This is a genomic window from uncultured Brachyspira sp. (assembly GCF_910578695.1).
Taxonomy (GTDB): Bacteria; Spirochaetota; Brachyspiria; order Brachyspirales; family Brachyspiraceae; genus Brachyspira.
In genome coordinates, this window is the sequence record NZ_CAJTQJ010000007.1 from 56,451 (window position 1) to 74,583 (window position 18,133).

Below are 18,133 nucleotides of genomic sequence, written 5' to 3' on the forward strand. Positions count from 1 at the left end.
TTTACATTATTTCAATTTTATAAGTTTTAAATCTACAGCTATCATAAACATACAAGGTAAAAATATCAATGTTATTAATGTTGAGAATATAAGCCCATAGGCTAAACTCATAACTATAGGTACTATCAAATCAGCATCTCCTCCAATACCGTAAACTGTAGGCATTAATCCCCCAACTGTAGTTACTGTAGTTAAAAATATTGGAAGAAGTCTTTGAGAAGCACCTTCAGCTATAGAATCAAATGCAAACTTTTTAGGATTGTTTAAAGCATAAGGGTTTATTTTTCCTGTTTCTATAATTTTGTTTATCAAGTCTATCATTATAATGCCGTCATTAACAAGCACTCCGCATAATCCTACAATACCTATAAATCCTATAAAAGACATAGGCATTCTATGAATATAGAAAGCTATGAATACGCCCGTTAATGTAAATGGTATTAAAAACATTATCATTAAAGGCTGAACAAATTTTTTGAATTGTAATAATAGTATTAAATATATTAAAACTATTGCTATAAATAATGCGGCTGCAAGTCCGTCTAAAGCTCCTACAGTTTGATCAGCTTCTCCTCCGAAACCTATTATTATACCGGGATATCTTTGATTTATGTCTTTAAACTTATTTTTTACTGCAAACATAATTTGTATGGAGGTGTTTTGTCCTTGTATCAAATCTGCTGTAATAGTTATGCATCTTTGTCCATTATAATGCCTTATGGCAGATACTCCGTTAGTTTCTACTATGCTTGCAATATTTTTTAAATAAAGCAGTCTATTATATACATTTGGTATTAAAAGATTATTAAGTACATTTGTATTGTATATATAATCTCTGTCAAGCTGCACTCTAAAATCTAATCTATAATCCATTTGCTGAATATATGTAGCAACCGTTCCGCTATATGCTGTTCTAAGTTCATTTGCAACATTGGCAACATTCATACCTAATTGTGCTATCTCATCATAATTAAATAATACTCTTAATTCATCTTTTCCTATTTTATCATCATCATAATAATTTATAATGCCGTTTAGGCTAAGCAAATATTCTTTTACTTCATCTCTTACCTTTCTAGTTTGGCTTATATCATTTCCTACTATTTTTATATCTACCGCTTTGCCTGGATCCATTGGAAGTTTAACCGATACCATTAAAGCATCAAGTTCTTTTCTTAATGAAGTTTTTTCTAATTCAGAGTTTATATCATCCATTATATCATAAGCAGTTTTTTTTCTTTCGGTAGACGGTATTAGATAAATTGTTATTCCAGCGAGATTTGCAGATTCTTCAGAAATATCTACTATATTTTGATTAATCTGTTTTCCTACAATACTATTAACTGCAATTAAGTTTTCAGCATCAACAGATTTGTATATAATATTTTCTATCTGTTCAGCATATTTCATAGTATTTTTGATAGAGTTTCCTATTCCTGAATCTATATTTATCATTATGCTGTCTGAGCTTGTATCATATATTATAATAAATTTTTTAAGACTGTCTTTAGCTAGGAAAAAAGAGAATATTAACAGAAGTATAAAAAACAGCACAACTAAATATCTGAATTTTAATAATATTTTTAAAGCCTTATTAAAAGGATTTTTTATAATATTGAATAATTTTTCTTTATCGAAGTCTAAAGGATTTTTTATATTTTTTAAGAATTTTAATTTGCCTTTATTCTTTGCTTTATCCTGAAGATTATTAGGCAGTAAAAATACAGCCTGAAAAAAACTCGCAATCAAAGCTACAACTACAACTTTAGGAAAAGGGGCTATCAATTTTCCTACAACATCTTTAGTAAGAAGCATAGGCATAAATGCAACAATAGTGGTCATAGTGGCAACCATTATAGGATTTACTACATCTTTAACCGCTTCTACAGTACCGTCAATTCCTGTTTTACCAGATTTTTTAAAATCATATATATTTTCGCATACCACAATACTATTATCAACAACCATTCCCATAACTGTTATTATTCCTGCGAGAGATATTATATTGAATGTTAAATCAGAAAAATTTATATATGAGAAAGTAATAAATATTACAGCTACCATTCCTATGCTTGTAAATAATGCACTTTTAAAATCTAAAAATATTAAAAGAACTATCAATATTATAATAAATCCGAATATTAAATTGCTTGCAGCTGCATTTGTAAGTGCTAATACCATTCTTGAAGTTTCTCCCATAGCTGTAACCTCAATATTTTCAGGTATTAAATTTTGATTATTTTTTAGAAATGCATTTATATTTTCTGTGGTTTTTACTATATCAGCATTTTCTTTTTTCAATATATTTAAAGAATATCCCTCTATACTATTTATTCTAACATAAATAGACTTTTCAACAAAACCTCTGTCTACCTTTGCCATATCCTGTATTCTTACTCTCTGCCCATTGAAGGTGGAGCGTACAACAGTATTTGCAGCCTCTGAAGGATTTTCAAACTGTCCCATTGTAACTATAGTTTTTTCTTCTTCATTTTCTTCCAAATCCATATATATAGGCTTTTTCAAATCTCCGCTTGTAGCCCTTATATTTCTTGCAGATAATGAGTTTACTATATCAGTAAGAGAAATATAATACTCCTGCAATTTCTGAGGGTCAGCTAAAATTTTTATTTCGGGGTCTGTTCTTCCCTGCACTTTTATATCAGCAACGCCATCAACATATTTTAATTGTCTTTCTAATTCTTTGCTGAAATCATATAAAATTTTTTCATCTCCATTATAGCCTTTCTTGAAATGCACTCCTATATTGTATATAGGCGTAAGTTTAGGATTTATATCTGTTATTTCTATAGTCTGAACTTCTTCTGCCATATCAGGAACGCTTTGCATTTTTCTAAAAATATCATCTTTAGCCTTTCTTGTATCTATTTCCATATCCAATTTTACAAATATTACAGCAGCATTTTCTGTTATTACAGAAGTAAATTCATCTATTCCAGATATAGCTCTTAATTGATCTTCTATTTGTATAACTGCATTTTGTTCTACATCCAAAGGCGAAGCTCCCGGATAAATAACCTGCAGAATCATTAATTCTAAATCTGTTGAAGGAAATGATTCTTTATCTATATTAAAGTATGAATATAAACCTATCATAATAGAAACAAATATTATAATATTTACGAGTATTCTATTATTTGCAAAAAAGTATATTAGATTTTTCATTATATCATAACCTAGTAATTATTATTTAATTATTTAATTATTATAATATATTATAATAAATTTTAATATGAATTTATACTTGCGGATAAAAAATTAATATAATTTATGTTCTGACAAAAATAAAAATATGTCTATAAACTAGCATTATTTTTAGACATAAATGTTATATTGTTGTTTATTCTAATGTTAATTCTCATTTTTTATTGAATTATTTATAATTATAGTTTACTTTTTATTGAATTATAATATACTAAATACAGTGCGATAATATGTTATTAATACAAATTAGCAGGATATTCTATATATGAAAAATAATTCTAATAAAAACAATGCAAGAGTAGAAAAAACAAAAAAACTTCTTGAGGATTCATTAGGAATTTTACTTGAAGAAAAATCTTTTGAGGACATAAGAGTAATTGATATTTGTGCTAAAGCGAATATACATAGAAGTACTTTTTATACCTACTATAATGATAAATATGAATTATTAAAATCTAAATTAGATGAGTATGAGGAAAAATTTTTAGAAGATTTAAATCGATATAAAATAGAAAATAAATTAAAAGACTTTCATATAGATATAATGAAAAAAATACTTCAGTATTTTTATTTGAATAAAAAATATTTAAAGATAATATTTCAAAATAATAAAGACGGAAGTGTTACTGAAATTTTAAGAGAATATTTAGCTTCTTATGTTTTAGAAGGAATAAAAGATTTTAAAACCATAAGACCAAAAAAAGAGGATATTATATCTGTTATGGTAAGTTTTTATTCAGGAGCTTTTATATCTGTTATTACAGATTGGATTGTTAATGACTGCATTATATCTGTTGAAGATTTAGCAGGATATATATCAGATATTATTATGCAGAGAGTTTTTTCTTAATAATTTTATATATTTGTCTTGATTTAATTATTAATAAACTTATCATTTCCGATAATATAAAAAAATAATATTATCATTTTACATTTATATTTATAATATGATTTTATTAATATAAGCATAGGAGAATATAATTTATGAAGAAGATGATTTTTTTTGTATTATTATTCGTTATTTCATTTAATTTTTTAAATGCTCAAAATATAACAAAAGAGAGTGATTATTCAAAGAATTGGGCTAGTTTTATATTTAAAAAAACTATTGATATGAAAGGTGTTTTATACGAAGGAAGACCCGGAGGAGATTTAGAATTAGTTTCTGGAAGATCTCCCCTTATGCTTGTAAAACTTTATAAATTTATGGGAGCGAGAACAGATACTCATGCATATTATACTTATCAGCTTCCTATTTCTACTTTCTATGAAAATGCTCCTGCATTAGGTATTAATTTGGTGGAAGGCTATTCAATAGAGGGAGGAAAAATAATGAGATATTCTAAATACACAAAAAAATATCAAGGAAAGTTAGAGGCTTGGAAAAAAGCTAATACTGTTTATAGCGATAACAGATGGGTTGCTAATACAAATGCAAATTGGACTTCCTATCCTGTACCTCAGCCTGAGGATGTTGACTGGTCTGAAGCCGAATATGCAGGAGAGCTGTATTAAAAAATAAATGTCTTATATTTTTATTATATTAGTTATACTATTGGTTCTTACTGTTTTATTTTTTATAAATAATAATACAGTTATTTCTTATGATAATGCTTGGATAAAATTAGTAAAAAATAGGACTGTAAATAATGAAGAAGATAGAAATTATTTATTTAAAGAAGACGGAGAACTTATTATAAATAACAGCAAAAAATTAACTTTTATAAAAGCAAGATATAATAATATGGCTGTTTATAGCAATACAGATTATTTAAATAAATTTATGCTTGTTTTTTCAGAATATCCTTCTATAAAAGTAGTATTTATGGAAGGATATATTGTTGAAGATAATAAATTATACTATACTTATGCCTATAAGCCTTCTTACTATACTAAACTAAATGAATGGATGAAGCTTAATGGTGTTTTTGAAAATAAAGAAAATTGGAAATCTAATAAAAATGTAAAATGGAGTACATTTCCGTCCCCTAAATATTCCGATATAAATTGGGATAAGAAAGCTATGATAGGCATATTATCTTAATATTAATTTTTCATTAAACTATATTACAATTTCTGCTAATTGCTGTTATATATTTAAGTATATTGACTAATTTTTTTTATTTGCTATACTTTAAATAATTATAAGCTTTAAGGAGATATATATGAGTTTAAATATAGAAGATAAAGGAAAAGTTAAAATTGTGCATTTAGTTGGTAAATTAGATGTTAATTTATCTGTATCTATAGAATCAGAATTAGAGGGATTAGTAGAATCAGGTTCTGTTTATTTAATATTAGAATTATCAGGCATTGAATATTTAAGTTCAAGCGGTATAAGAGTATTTATTTCTATAATGAGGAAAATTAAAGATAAAAATGGAAAATTAGTATTAGCATGCGTTCCTGATATAATAAAGAAAATATTAAAAACAGTTGAATTAGAAGATTTATTTGAAGTTTATGAAAATACAGATGAAGCTGTTTCATCTTTTGAATAATATTTTATACTGATTTTTTTGTATTTTACTGCTTAATTCCATAAATTAAATATCTATCCTATTATTAATAATATAAACTAAAGTAGAAATATACTATGAAATTTAAATGCTATATAAAATTAAAAATATTATTATTATTTTCTTTTGTATTATTTGCATGTGCTTCTAGTCAGAAAAATTCTGATACAGCATTTATGAGCAGACCTTTTCTAAAAGAGTATAAGAGATATTCTTTAACATCAGGAGAAGTTAATCCTGCATTAGATGCAGTAATTGACAGCGAAGGTACTTGGATATATTATACAAGAGAAAATGCAGGAAATACAGATATTTTTGCTATAGATTCTTATACTTTGGAATCCTATAGATTAACTAGAAGTCCTAGCATAGACGAATCGGTTTCTGTTGATGAGAAATCAAAATATATAGTTTTTTCTTCTACTAGAGATGATGCTTTCGGAGATATTTATTTATATAAACTTGTCAATTTCGGTATAAGAACTTCAAAAAATAATTTAGAAAATTTAGAGCAGAATATAATAAGAATTACAGATTATAAAGGCTATGATATAGATCCTGTTATTTCTCATAAAGGTAATATTATAGCTTTCATTTCAGATAGAGATGCAGGAATAAAAAAGCTATTTACAGTTAAGCCTAATGGCAAAGAAGTTAAAAAGATGTCAGATATAGAAGCTTCTTCTCCTACATTTTCTTTTGATGATACGAAGATAGCATTTATAACTTCAAAAATAGGAGATACATTTTCTCAGTTAGCAATATTAGATTTGGATTCTAATTCAGAAACTAATTTAAATATACTTACAGATACAAAAACATTCAAATTTAATCCTGCATTTTATAATGATGATACTATCATATATTTTGAAATAGAAAAAGATTCTGATAGAGACGGAAATTTAACATACTATGATAAAAGGCGTTTAATGTCATATTCTTTGACTACGCATCAATATTATGTATTAGATGAGGATACTAAATTAACTACTTTTAATGTAGCATATCCTTCTGCTTTGGTAGGGGCTTATGTGGTAAGCGAAGATGGTACTAGTATAGTAACTATGGGCTCTACTAAAGAATATTTTATAAAAGATGATAATTCTCAAAGTATGTACAATAGTTTTATAGAGCTTCCATACGATAGAAAATCCAGTGCTATAGAAAGATTTGCTGAATATTTTCCTTTTAATGAGGATAAAAATAATGTTGCCAAAGCATATTTTAATATGATGATATCATCGTATTCTAATAATAATATTAAAGAATATAATAATTCTAAAGAAATTTTAATATCAGAGTATGAAGATACTTTGGCAGGATTTTTAACTTCTAAAATAGATAATATATTTGATACTAATAATAATTGGTTTGATATAAATTATTATACTAATGAATATTTTTTTACTAATAATAACTTAGAAATTACTAATTTGACAGCTTGGGCTGGATATATATCAGCAAATGAAAAGTATAAAGCTGATAATAAAAATAAAGATACATTAAATATACTTGATAATATTATGAATCTTGATATAAGCAAAGATTTATATATGTTAATTGCAAAATTATATGAACATTCAGTTGAAGATAATGGCTATAAATATCCCAAAGACAGTAATATTTATAATAAGCCCTATAGAAGAAAAGATTTAATATTTTCAGACAGATTAGAAATAGCTAAAGATTTTATTAGGGATTCAAATATTCCATATAATGTTATAATAGATAATTCTCATCCTTATGCACCTTTGGCAGTTGCTTCAAGACTTATATATTTAGACGGACTTATACTTTCAAGAAATTATGATGCTGCTGTTAATTTATTTAAGCCTTATCTTGAATCTAAAAATGAAATAATGCTTGCATTGGGAAATTATGCAAATGCTAAAGTTTTGTTAGCTCAAAAAGATGACGGAGCTTATGCTTTATTTAAAAATGCTTTAAGTTCAGGCGGTAAGAATTTTGATTCTACTTATGAAGCTGAAAATTGTAAAGAGATATTAGCTGATTATTATAAATCTTTAGCAGATAAAGCATACAATGAAGGTAAGTATACAGCTGCTTATGATAATTATAATGAAACTTTGAAATATAATCCTACTGATGCTTCTTCTTCTGCAAGAGTTATAGAAAGCGGGCTTAGGGCATACAGTACAATAGAATCATTAGAAAAAACTATTGCTGAAAGAGAAAAAACAATTTTGGAGAATAGATATTCATCTCATGAGGCACATGCCGAATTAGCTAATGCCTATTATTATTTGGCTAACAGATATTATGGAATGGCATTATTAAAACAGTATAGTAAAGAGCGTTATGTTATAAGCGATAAAAAAAGAGAAGACGGATTTTATTTATATTTAAATAAATCTTTTAATTCTATAGTTAATAATGCTGTATCTTATATTGATTTTGCCATATTCTTATATCCTGAAGAGGAAAATTATTATATAAAAAAAGCTGAAATGCTTACATTTGCTCAGGCTTTAAAAATGCAGGTTCTGCAAGATGAAAAAGTATATAAAAGCGTAATGGAATTAGTACCCGCATATAAAGATAATTCTGCAACTAATAATACATATATAGGTTATAATATGCTGGCATTTCAAACTGCAAATTTAGATGCTGATATTATAGATGCATTAATAATGGCAAAGAGTAAAGTAAAAACTAAACCAAGTATAGTTTCTATAATGCTTGCTAATTCTTATTTAATAAACGGAAGATATTCAGATGCTGCAAATGAGTATAAAGAGGCTGAAAGTCTTTTGAATAAAGTAGGTACTGATAAGAGCAGGGCTTGGTATCATTTTTTCTATGGATATTCTTTATGGATGAATAATGATATAAAAGGTGCTTATAGAGAATATGATATTTCGCGTTCTTTATTTGAAAAATTAGGAGATAAGGAATCTATATACAAAATAGTAGGCTATACATCTATAGCTGCAATAGAACAGGAAGATTATAAAAAAGCTATAGAATCATTATTAGAAAGAGATAAACTCACAGAAAATGATGTTAATAAAAATGAACTTAATCAGCTTTTACTTGCCGCCTGCTATCTTAAATTGGAGGATTATAATAATGCCTTATCCTACTGCGATAAAGTAAAAGCTAAAATTGATAGTTTAGATTCATCTGTTTATACGCCGAACTATTTAAGTATAACTTTATATGGTGCAAATATTAATATAGTAAATTTAGGACTTGCTTCTTTAGGAGGATATATACCCGGAGAGCCTCTTAATGTTGATAAACAGCAAATGCTTTATTCTATATATCAGGAATTATATGAAAAGATGGGCAGATATTCTGAGGCAAGAGAAGCCCTATATTCGTATAGAAATTATGTTATTAAAGATAAGCCGAAGAAATCTATACAGCCTCTTATGCTTTCTACATATTATAATAATGAGGGTTATCTTTATTATAAGCAGGGAGATCAGTCTAATTCTATAATGTCTTTTAGAACTTCTATAAAAGAATATGAAAAAACTATAGATGAAAAGGCTTTAGCTAATAATCCTAGTCTTAAATTTCAAAATGCTCAAAATGATGCTAAAAATTATTTAAGTTTATCTTCTTTATATTTAAGATATTTATCAGAAAATGATTTAACTTCTATGAAGAGAGAATTTTTTATAGAGTTATTCAATACAACAAAAACGCTTCAAATATTATCTACAAATAATGCTGTGAGTACAAAAGACAGATTATTATTATATTCTCATATAGCGGCTTTTAAATATATAATGGCTTTCAAACTTACTGCAGATAATAATGTTAATTTTAATAATAGAAAAAAACAGTATAATGATCCTTCGGATATAACTGATCATGATATAAATGTTGAAAGATTATCTATGCTTAAAGATGCTATTGACAGATATAAGTATATTTTATCATCAAACTCTAACTTTCCAGTAGATTTAAAGACAGAAATTATTATAAGATATAATTTGGCTAAAGCTTATGAATTAGCAGGATATATAGAAGAAGCAGCACGTGAATATATGTCAGCATTTTCAAAAGCACAGGCATCTGCATTTGCAGTTGAAGAAATAGCAATATTAACTACTTTAATTGATTTCAGTATAAAGTATAGAAATATATATCCTGACAGCTTAGATTATCCTATACAATATGTATTTAGAATACTTCAGAGAATGAGAGAAAGCGTATTTATGATAACATTTGCTGAGGATAATAATTTTATATTAAGACAGGCTAAATATAAAGTTATAGAGTTTTTGAAAGGCAGTTATCCTGATGCCAGCCTTAATATACTTGCTATGTTTGATGCTATTAATATGAGAAGGAAATTTTTAGACAGAAGGCTTTATACTTTAGGAGAAAATAATTACTATCTTAGAGAATATTATAAACTTTATGAGAAGGCTATTTATTCTTATCAAAGATATTTGAATGCAGTTTCCACGCCTTATGACAGTAAAACAGAGACTGCTATGTTAAAAGAAATTGCGGCATACGAAAAAGAGGCTTTAGAAAAATTTTCTAATACTCCTATAGAACCTATAGTTGTATGCGATTTCAAGCCTGAAGATATTGATAAGTCTATGCGTAAAGATGAAACTCTCATTTGGGATACTTATTTAGGCTATAGATTTGTAAGAGAAAACGGAAAGACTTATTTTTATATTCAAAGCAATGATATGCCTAAAACTAAAAATTATGTTACTCATATAGGATTCAGACCTATTATTATGAGCAATAAGAATATTTTTGTGAGGGAATTATATGATTCTACAGAATATATGCTTCCTCCTAAAACCGCTTATATAGACAGTAAATTGATATCATTCTATAAAACTGCTAGAAACTCTCAAAGAGAAATAAATACTATGAGTATGGCAAGCAATACAAACAGCACTAATAATATTTATAGTTATAATTATGCTAACGATGTTTCTGCTGAATATGATAATAATAATTTATACAGAAATATTGAATATAATACTAATCAATATTTATCTTCTAATTCATTATCTTCTAATGCCTTATTAACTAATACCGCTTCAGAAAGTAGAAGAAGGCGTATAGGTAATTTTAGATTTATAGAATTAAAAGATTTAGCTTCAAATTCTTATGTTCCGTTAGTCACTGATATAACAGGTGCAAATGCTTCTGATATATCTAATGTAATGAAAAAAAATCTTTATATAGTTTATTGCGATAGAGCTACATTTACAAACAATAGAAGGGTTTTAAGAAATTTGAATAATATAGCTTTAGTAGTAGGAAATGATGAAAAAAATTCCAGAATGATTTTTTATACTAATTATTTCAGAAAATTGTCTACAAATTCTTTAGAAGAGAGTATGATGGGCTATGATAATAATATGTTTACCGTATACGGAAAACCTGACTACAGTATTGCCTCATTATCTAATGCTGCTTATGAATTTAAAATGAGGCTTTATAATTCTTATGCTGCAAGCAAATCGCCTAGTATGACAATGATGTCTAATGTTATAGCTTATTCTCAAAGCGATAATGAAAAAATGCTTAATTATGCTAAAATAGTTGAAGACAGATATAATGCAAAAGATACAAATTCAGCTTATTATTTTTCTGAAGAAGGGTATAAATTCTTTTCAAGTTCTTACAGTAATATAAGCGATTCTAATGCATATAGATTTATAAAATCAATGCTTCCTGTTTATAGAAGAATGGGAGAAGAAGGTGCTGTAAAAGGAGCTAATATAGCATTGCATTTTATGTATTTATATACTAATGATAATTATGATTTGATAGATGAATATTTTACTCCTAGAACTTTATCGAGATTTTTGAAAGCAAAAAATGATGCTAAAGAAAATGTAAGGTATTTAAATTATATTGCAAGAAGAGCTGATGGAAATAATAAAGAGAAAATTTTAGAAGTTGCTGTTCTTTATGATTTGATATACGGCAGGGTTTCTATTGATAGTATAACAAATTTATTAAATAGAATGCAAAACACAAATGAAGTATTAACAGTTGCAAATACTATAATAGATTCTAAATCAACTAATGAAAATGATATATTTATTACTATGAATTATATATATGGAAATAGATATATATTTGAAAATGAAACAGTATCTGATTTTGCTGATAGATTTTATTCATTATACAAAACTAATTCTGCTTATATATACGGACTTTTAAATAAGATACGGGTTCCTGAAAGCGATTTTGATGATAATATAAAAAATGCTTATGAAATATTTTCAAATGAAAATACTAATACGATGTTTATATTTTATTCTTATGAAAATAATAAATATACTGCATACAGTTATGTTGTAGGCGATGCAGAAGTTAAGAAATCCATTTTAATAGACAGAGATAAACTTAATAAATATTTAAATGATTTTACTAATGTATCAAGAGCAAGGGATAGAAGAAACTCATTAAAATCTATTCAAAGTGCTATGCTCTCATCAGATATTATTAATGATTCTCAAAGAGCTGAAAGAATATATATAACAGGTTCAGCTGCTAATTTATTTACAGTGCCTTTTGCATATTTAGAGGCATTCAAAAATAATGATGTTGTTAAAATAAGAGAATTCCAATACTCACCTTCATCTGTTTTGGAAATTGGAAAGCCGTCTATTAAATTAAATATAGAAACCAATTTTTATACTTCATTGGAAAGTTCTGCTGTAAAATCTTTAGAAAACCCTGCAGGCAAAACTGATTTAATGCATTATATAGGCATAGATACTAATAGAGATAAGCCTTATGATGATATGGATATTTTCTTATCTCCTGCTAGAAATAATGATATAAATGCATATTTAAAATCCAGAAATGATACTAAACTTTTATTTACATATACTTCTGATTCTTCCGGCGATTATTATACTGTAATGAAGTATTTGTATCAAAATTTTGATAAGGGAATAATTGATTCATATAAATATATAAAAAATAATAGAGTTCCTATTAATGCTATAAATCCAAATGATAGAAGTACTTTATATATGGCTAACTATGCTTTATTTGATTATATATTACCTGGAATTCCTAAATAAATTTTACTTTTTTAATTAAAAATATATTTTTTAGTAAAAAATATTTACTTTTTCTTGACATTTTATTTACAATATATTATAATATAATCATAAATATTAATAAAGGGTGTTTTTATGAAAAAGATATACATAATAATTTTTAGTATTTTTATAATGCAAATTCAAGCTCTTTTTGCTGATTTTAATGCAGGCATAGGTTTATATGTACCATTAGGAGCATCAATTTCGCAAAGCTATCAAGACTATAAATTAGGAGCTAATAAAAGTGAAGGAAAATTAACTTCAGGTTCTGCTTTTGAATGGGGTGTGGGCATAACTCCTGGTATATACAATGGTTTTGATAATTATTTAGGATTTTCTTTATCATTAGATTTGGCTTATCATAGAGATGTTTATGCCTACAATGAAAGCAAACGCGTCGGCAATACAGATAGATATGAGAATATTAAAACTACTTATTATTTTGATACATTAGTTATAGGCATACTTCCAAAAATTAATGTATATAACTTTTTTATAGGCTTTGGAGCAGGAATAAAAATTCCATTATACGGAGGAGAAGCCACACAAAATTATAATACAGCATATAATCAATTTGAAAATTCTAATACATATTATACTTTTAATGATATTAAAAATAAATATAAAATGCCTATAATTCCTTATGTTAAACTTACATTAGATTATTTATTTTACTTCAGCGATGAAACTGCTTTAGGTATAGGGTTTTATGCAGGATATGATTTCGGACCTGGAAAGGTTACAGATGCTGCATTCAATAAAAATGATTTAGGAGCTTTTGATGTTGGAGGTCAGATAAGTTTCTATTTTGTAGATGATTAATTTATTATTAGGCGGGATAAAAAAAATTATCCTGCCTTTTTAAATATACTTATTTATGAAATCTTTAATAGTATTCCAATATAAATATTCATCATTAAATACAGCTGATATATGTTTTCCTTCTTTTATAATAAGTTTTTGCTTTTCTGAAGAGCAGGCTTCATATAATTTATAAGACATACTACAGTCTACTAATTCATCTTTATCTCCATGTATAAAAAGAATTGGTATTTTTGATTTTGACACTCTTTTTTCTACATCAATATCTTTAAATGAAAATCCAAGTCTTATTTTAGCTATTAATGATGTAAATTCAACTATAGGAAGAAAAGAAAATTTATAAGCTATATCTATTCTTCTTTTTAATTGTTCATAAGCATTTGTGAATCCTGCATCTTCTATTACAGCTTTTACATTATTAGGAAGTTCATTTTCATTACAGCACATCATAACAGCATTTGCTCCCATAGATATTCCGTAAAGAATTATTTCAGTATTATTATAATTATCATTTATATATTTTATCCAAGCAAGCACATCAAGTCTTTCCAAATATCCAAGGGAATATATTTCACCTTCGCTTTCTCCGTGAGTTCTTAAATCTACAGCCAATATATTAAATCCCATATCATAAAACTGCTTAGCAAAATATTTCATATAAGAGCCTCTGCCTTCATAAGGATGTACAATTATAATGTATATATTACTTTCATTGTTTTTCATAAAATGAGAATGAAGTTTTTTATTATCGATTGAAATTGTGTATTTATCTTCTTGATAAGTTTCAAACCATATTTTTGTTTTTTCTTTTTTTAATTTTTTTTCTTCGCTTTCTTCTTTTTTATTTTCATCTTTTTCAAAAAGTTTTTTATTAGTTTTTATTAAAATTTTATTAACAAAATGATTTGAAATTATTATTAAAATTATTAATATTAAAATTATAATAAAAGATATTATATATAATACTGAAATCATTATAATTCTCCATAATAATATAGTTTATCCCAAAGCGGTATCTAATACCATCATTATAGCAAAGCCTAATATAAATCCGAATACTCCGAAATGATTATGTTCTTCTAAAACAGCTTCAGGCACAAGTTCTTCTACAACTACATACATCATAGCACCTGCAGAAAAAGCTAAAGATATAGGAAGTATAATAGTAAGTTTTGTAACAGCTACAGCACCTATAACTGCAGCAATAGGCTCAACTATGCCTGATATAGTACCTAGTAAAAAAGATTTTAATTTTGATACTCCTGTAGTTTTTAGAGGAAGTGAAATAGCAGCACCTTCAGGAAAGTTCTGCAAACCTATTCCAAGTGCCAATGCCAAAGCAGCATTAAATGTTACTTTACCGTCTCCTATAGAAAAAGCACCAAATGTTACTCCTATAGCCAAGCCTTCTGGTATATTATGTAAAGTTATTGCTAAAAATAATAATATGCTTTTTGATAATTTTACTTTAACACCCTCTTGTTCTTCATTTCCATTAACTATATGCATATGAGGAAGTATTTTATCTAATAACCATATAAAAAAAGCACCCAATAAAAATCCTAATACAGGTATAACCCAATTAGGAATATTAGTACTCTCTGATAATTCTATTGAAGGAGCAAGAAGCGACCAAAAACTAGCAGCAGTCATTACGCCTGCAGCAAATCCGTACATAGATGCTAATAGTTTTGGTCTTATCTCTGATATAAATAAAAATACAAGACCTGAGCCTAATGCAGTAAATAAAAAAGTTATACTTCCTGCAAATAATGCCAATTCAATTGCTGATGAGTTTGATATCATTTCTGCCTCTTTTTCGATTATTTATATGCTGTATATTTTATATTTTATTAATTTAATTTTCAATGTTTATAATAACTGCTAATGAATATTTTTAATCAAATAAATTATTATAATACTAGATTAATTTTTTATTTTGATTTATTATTATTATAATATAATTTTTTTATTTATGTTTAAGGAGATTTTATTATGCCGAATTTTAATCAAGATGGAGACTGCGTATTTTGTAAAATTATAAGCGGAGAAATTCCTTCAAATTTTATAAAAGAAAATGAATACTGTGTAGTATTTTCAGATTTGAATCCTAAAGCTAAAGTTCATTTGCTTGCTGTACCGAAAATGCATATTAAAAATATATTAGAAACAGATAATATTTTAATGGGAAATATTTTAGAAACTATAAAAGAAACAGCAAAAGAACAAGGTTTAGAGTCTTTTAGAATAATTAATAATTGCGGAGTTGGAGCAGGGCAGACAGTATTTCATGTTCATTTTCATATACTTTCGGGAGATAATTTAGAAGAATAAAAAATAAGATATAATTGGAGTAAATATAATGATAGACAGTCACTGCCATCTAACATATATATCAAAGAAGAGTAAGGAATTAGAAGAAGTTTTAAAACGTGCCAATAAGGCAGGTATATTTTATTTTATTGATATAGGAGTTCACCCAGATGATATAGGCGAGCGTATGTTTATATTATCCGATGCTGAGGGAGTATTTTTTAGTATAGGCTATTATCCTGATTATGCAAATGAAAATGATGAAGATACTTTAAAGGCTTTTGAATTAAAAATAAAAAATTTAAATAAAAAAACATTAAAAAATAGAAATAAATCAATATATGCTGTAGGAGAGATAGGGCTTGACTATTATCATAATGATGAAAATAAAGATGAACAAAAAGAGTTTTTTAGAGCTTTATGCAAAACAGCAAAAAAAACTGAGCTTCCTATATTAATACATAGCAGAGATGCTTTTAAAGATACTTTTAAAATACTTAAAGAAGCGGATTTGCCTAAGAGAGGAATATTTCATTGCTTCAGCGGAAATATTGAAGATGCTAAAAATGCTTTGGATTTGGGATATATATTATCTTTTTCGGGTTCAGCTACATATATGAAAAATGATTTTATAAGAGATGCTGTTAAATATGTACCTAAAGATATGTTTACAATAGAAACCGATTCCCCTTATTTAACTCCTCAAAAGGTTAGAGGCAGAGCAAATGAGCCTTCATTCATTCCGTATACGGTAGAAGTTTTATCTGAGGTTAGAGGTGAGAAGAGCGAGGATATTATGAGAACTGCTTTAGAAAATGCTGTGAGAGTATTAGAACTTCCTATAGACTTAAATAGAATATAAGTAAATATAATAAATAAAATAAAAAGTTCTTATAATAATTTATCTTAATTATAAGAACTTATTTTAATTATATAGATTTAACAATTTCTTTTAATTTATTTAAATCATCAGCATCAGGATGTCCCATAGCATTATCATAATTTCCTAATTTAGATTGAATAGCTTTTTTCTCATCATCATTTGAAGCTTTGGAAAGCATATTTTCTAAATTTTTTTTCTGTCCTTCCATCCACTGCCCCTGACAAACATAAGTGCCGACTAAAGTATTAGAAGAATCCAAGAAAGCCTTAGAAGGATTAATCATTTTATCATAGTATTTTTGATTATTGCCGTATCCGACAGTCATAAATAAAAATACTTTTTTGTTTTTTAATGTCTGCATAAACTTTCCTGCCGCATCATCGCAATTTCCTCTATAGTTTCCTGCCCCTACAAATATTAAATCAGAATCATCAATTTTAGCATTATCAGCTGCATTAGTTTTTACGCATTGCAGACATTCTCCATTGGCAGCTTCTTTTATTGCTAATGCTAATTTTTCAGTATTTCCGCTTTTACTTGTATAAATAATAGAATATTTCATTTTTAACTCCTTTGTTAGAATAGTCTAATTATTATAGCATTTTTTCAAAGTTTATCAATATACTATACAGCGGTATTTACTTATTTTTTTGAGTAATAATTTAATGCTTGCTATTATAATATTATTATGATATAATGTATCAATTGTAAAGCGAAGTTTATTATATTATTAATAGAGTAAATAAAGGAGAAGGCAGATGGAAGTTATCTTAAAAAAAGATTTTATATCATTAGGTTATGAAGGTGATATATGTAAAGTAAAAGACGGCTATGCAAGAAATTACCTTATTCCAAGAAATATAGCAGTAGTAAAGAATGCTGCTAATTTAAAAACTTTAGCTCAAATGCAGAAGAGTTTAGAGAAGAAGAGAGCTAAAAGAAAAATGGAAGCAGAAATTTTGAAAGGTAAAATTGTAGATATTACAGTAGTTATACCTATGAAAGTTGCTGAAAACGGAAAATTATACGGTTCTGTAAGCCAGCAGACTATAGTTGATGCTTTGAAAGAAAAAGAAATTGATATAAATAAACGCGATGTTCATATGGAAAAGCATATAAAAGAATTGGGCGAATTTGAAGTAGAAATAAAATTATATCATAGTGTTAATGCTAATATAAAAATAAAAGTTGTTAATGTAGATGAGAAAGCTGCTTCAGAAGAGGTTAAAGAGGCTGAAGAAGTCAAAAAAGAAGAAAATGCAGCTGTTTCTGCAGAAGTTTAATAAACAATTAATAGGCAT

General features: G+C 26.6%; 13 protein-coding genes. 9 read left to right on the forward strand and 4 right to left on the reverse strand.

The genetic code is table 11. The features are described 5' to 3' along the window. Positions 1-6: 6 nt before the first annotated feature. Positions 7-3,186: an efflux RND transporter permease subunit gene (locus tag QZ288_RS03845; RefSeq protein WP_295155152.1), complete on the reverse strand. Its 3,180-nt coding sequence runs from the start codon at positions 3,184-3,186 to the stop codon at positions 7-9. 304 nt (positions 3,187-3,490) lie between these two features. Here QZ288_RS03845 and QZ288_RS03850 point away from each other — a divergent pair, with 304 nt between their 5' ends. The 6 genes from QZ288_RS03850 to QZ288_RS03875 all read left to right on the forward strand — a co-directional run bounded on the left by QZ288_RS03850 (position 3,491) and on the right by QZ288_RS03875 (position 13,636). Beyond that, entirely contained in the window at positions 3,491-4,075 is a 585-nt protein-coding gene (locus tag QZ288_RS03850; protein WP_295155155.1) for a TetR/AcrR family transcriptional regulator C-terminal domain-containing protein, read from the forward strand. A 134-nt stretch (positions 4,076-4,209) separates the two neighbouring features. Next, positions 4,210-4,740 carry a hypothetical protein gene (locus QZ288_RS03855; protein WP_295155158.1) on the forward strand — a complete coding sequence of 177 codons (531 nt, stop codon included), beginning with the start codon at positions 4,210-4,212 and terminating at the stop codon, positions 4,738-4,740. 7 nt (positions 4,741-4,747) lie between these two features. Beyond that, complete coding sequence (locus tag QZ288_RS03860; protein ID WP_295155161.1) at positions 4,748-5,269, forward strand: hypothetical protein; 522 nt, start codon at positions 4,748-4,750, stop codon at positions 5,267-5,269. Between the two features lie 121 nt (positions 5,270-5,390). Beyond that, positions 5,391-5,726: an STAS domain-containing protein gene (locus QZ288_RS03865; protein ID WP_295155164.1), complete on the forward strand. Its 336-nt coding sequence runs from the start codon at positions 5,391-5,393 to the stop codon at positions 5,724-5,726. A 95-nt stretch (positions 5,727-5,821) separates the two neighbouring features. Beyond that, complete coding sequence (locus QZ288_RS03870; RefSeq protein ID WP_295155167.1) at positions 5,822-12,793, forward strand: ABC transporter; 6,972 nt, start codon at positions 5,822-5,824, stop codon at positions 12,791-12,793. Between the two features lie 114 nt (positions 12,794-12,907). Continuing rightward, complete coding sequence (locus tag QZ288_RS03875) at positions 12,908-13,636, forward strand: hypothetical protein (protein ID WP_295155170.1); 729 nt, start codon at positions 12,908-12,910, stop codon at positions 13,634-13,636. A 39-nt stretch (positions 13,637-13,675) separates the two neighbouring features. Here the strand turns inward: QZ288_RS03875 and QZ288_RS03880 are convergent, their stop codons facing one another. After that, positions 13,676-14,611: an alpha/beta fold hydrolase gene (locus QZ288_RS03880; protein ID WP_295155173.1), complete on the reverse strand. Its 936-nt coding sequence runs from the start codon at positions 14,609-14,611 to the stop codon at positions 13,676-13,678. A gap of 24 nt (positions 14,612-14,635) precedes the next feature. Further along, positions 14,636-15,442, reverse strand: a complete 807-nt coding sequence (locus tag QZ288_RS03885; protein WP_295155176.1) for a ZIP family metal transporter — start codon at positions 15,440-15,442, stop codon at positions 14,636-14,638. A 189-nt stretch (positions 15,443-15,631) separates the two neighbouring features. Here QZ288_RS03885 and QZ288_RS03890 point away from each other — a divergent pair, with 189 nt between their 5' ends. Both QZ288_RS03890 and QZ288_RS03895 read left to right on the forward strand, forming a co-directional pair. After that, complete coding sequence (locus tag QZ288_RS03890) at positions 15,632-15,970, forward strand: HIT domain-containing protein (RefSeq protein ID WP_295155179.1); 339 nt, start codon at positions 15,632-15,634, stop codon at positions 15,968-15,970. Between the two features lie 28 nt (positions 15,971-15,998). Beyond that, a complete protein-coding gene (locus tag QZ288_RS03895; protein WP_295155182.1) occupies positions 15,999-16,811 on the forward strand; it encodes a TatD family hydrolase in 813 nt (270 codons plus the stop codon). Positions 16,812-16,878: 67 nt separating this feature from the next. Here QZ288_RS03895 and QZ288_RS03900 read toward each other — a convergent pair whose 3' ends face one another. Then, positions 16,879-17,394, reverse strand: coding sequence for a flavodoxin family protein (locus QZ288_RS03900; protein ID WP_295155184.1), 516 nt, complete (start codon positions 17,392-17,394; stop codon positions 16,879-16,881). Between the two features lie 196 nt (positions 17,395-17,590). Between QZ288_RS03900 and rplI the strand changes: the two genes are divergently transcribed. Next, positions 17,591-18,115, forward strand: a complete 525-nt coding sequence (rplI, locus tag QZ288_RS03905; RefSeq protein WP_295155187.1) for a 50S ribosomal protein L9 — start codon at positions 17,591-17,593, stop codon at positions 18,113-18,115. Positions 18,116-18,133 lie beyond the last annotated feature (18 nt).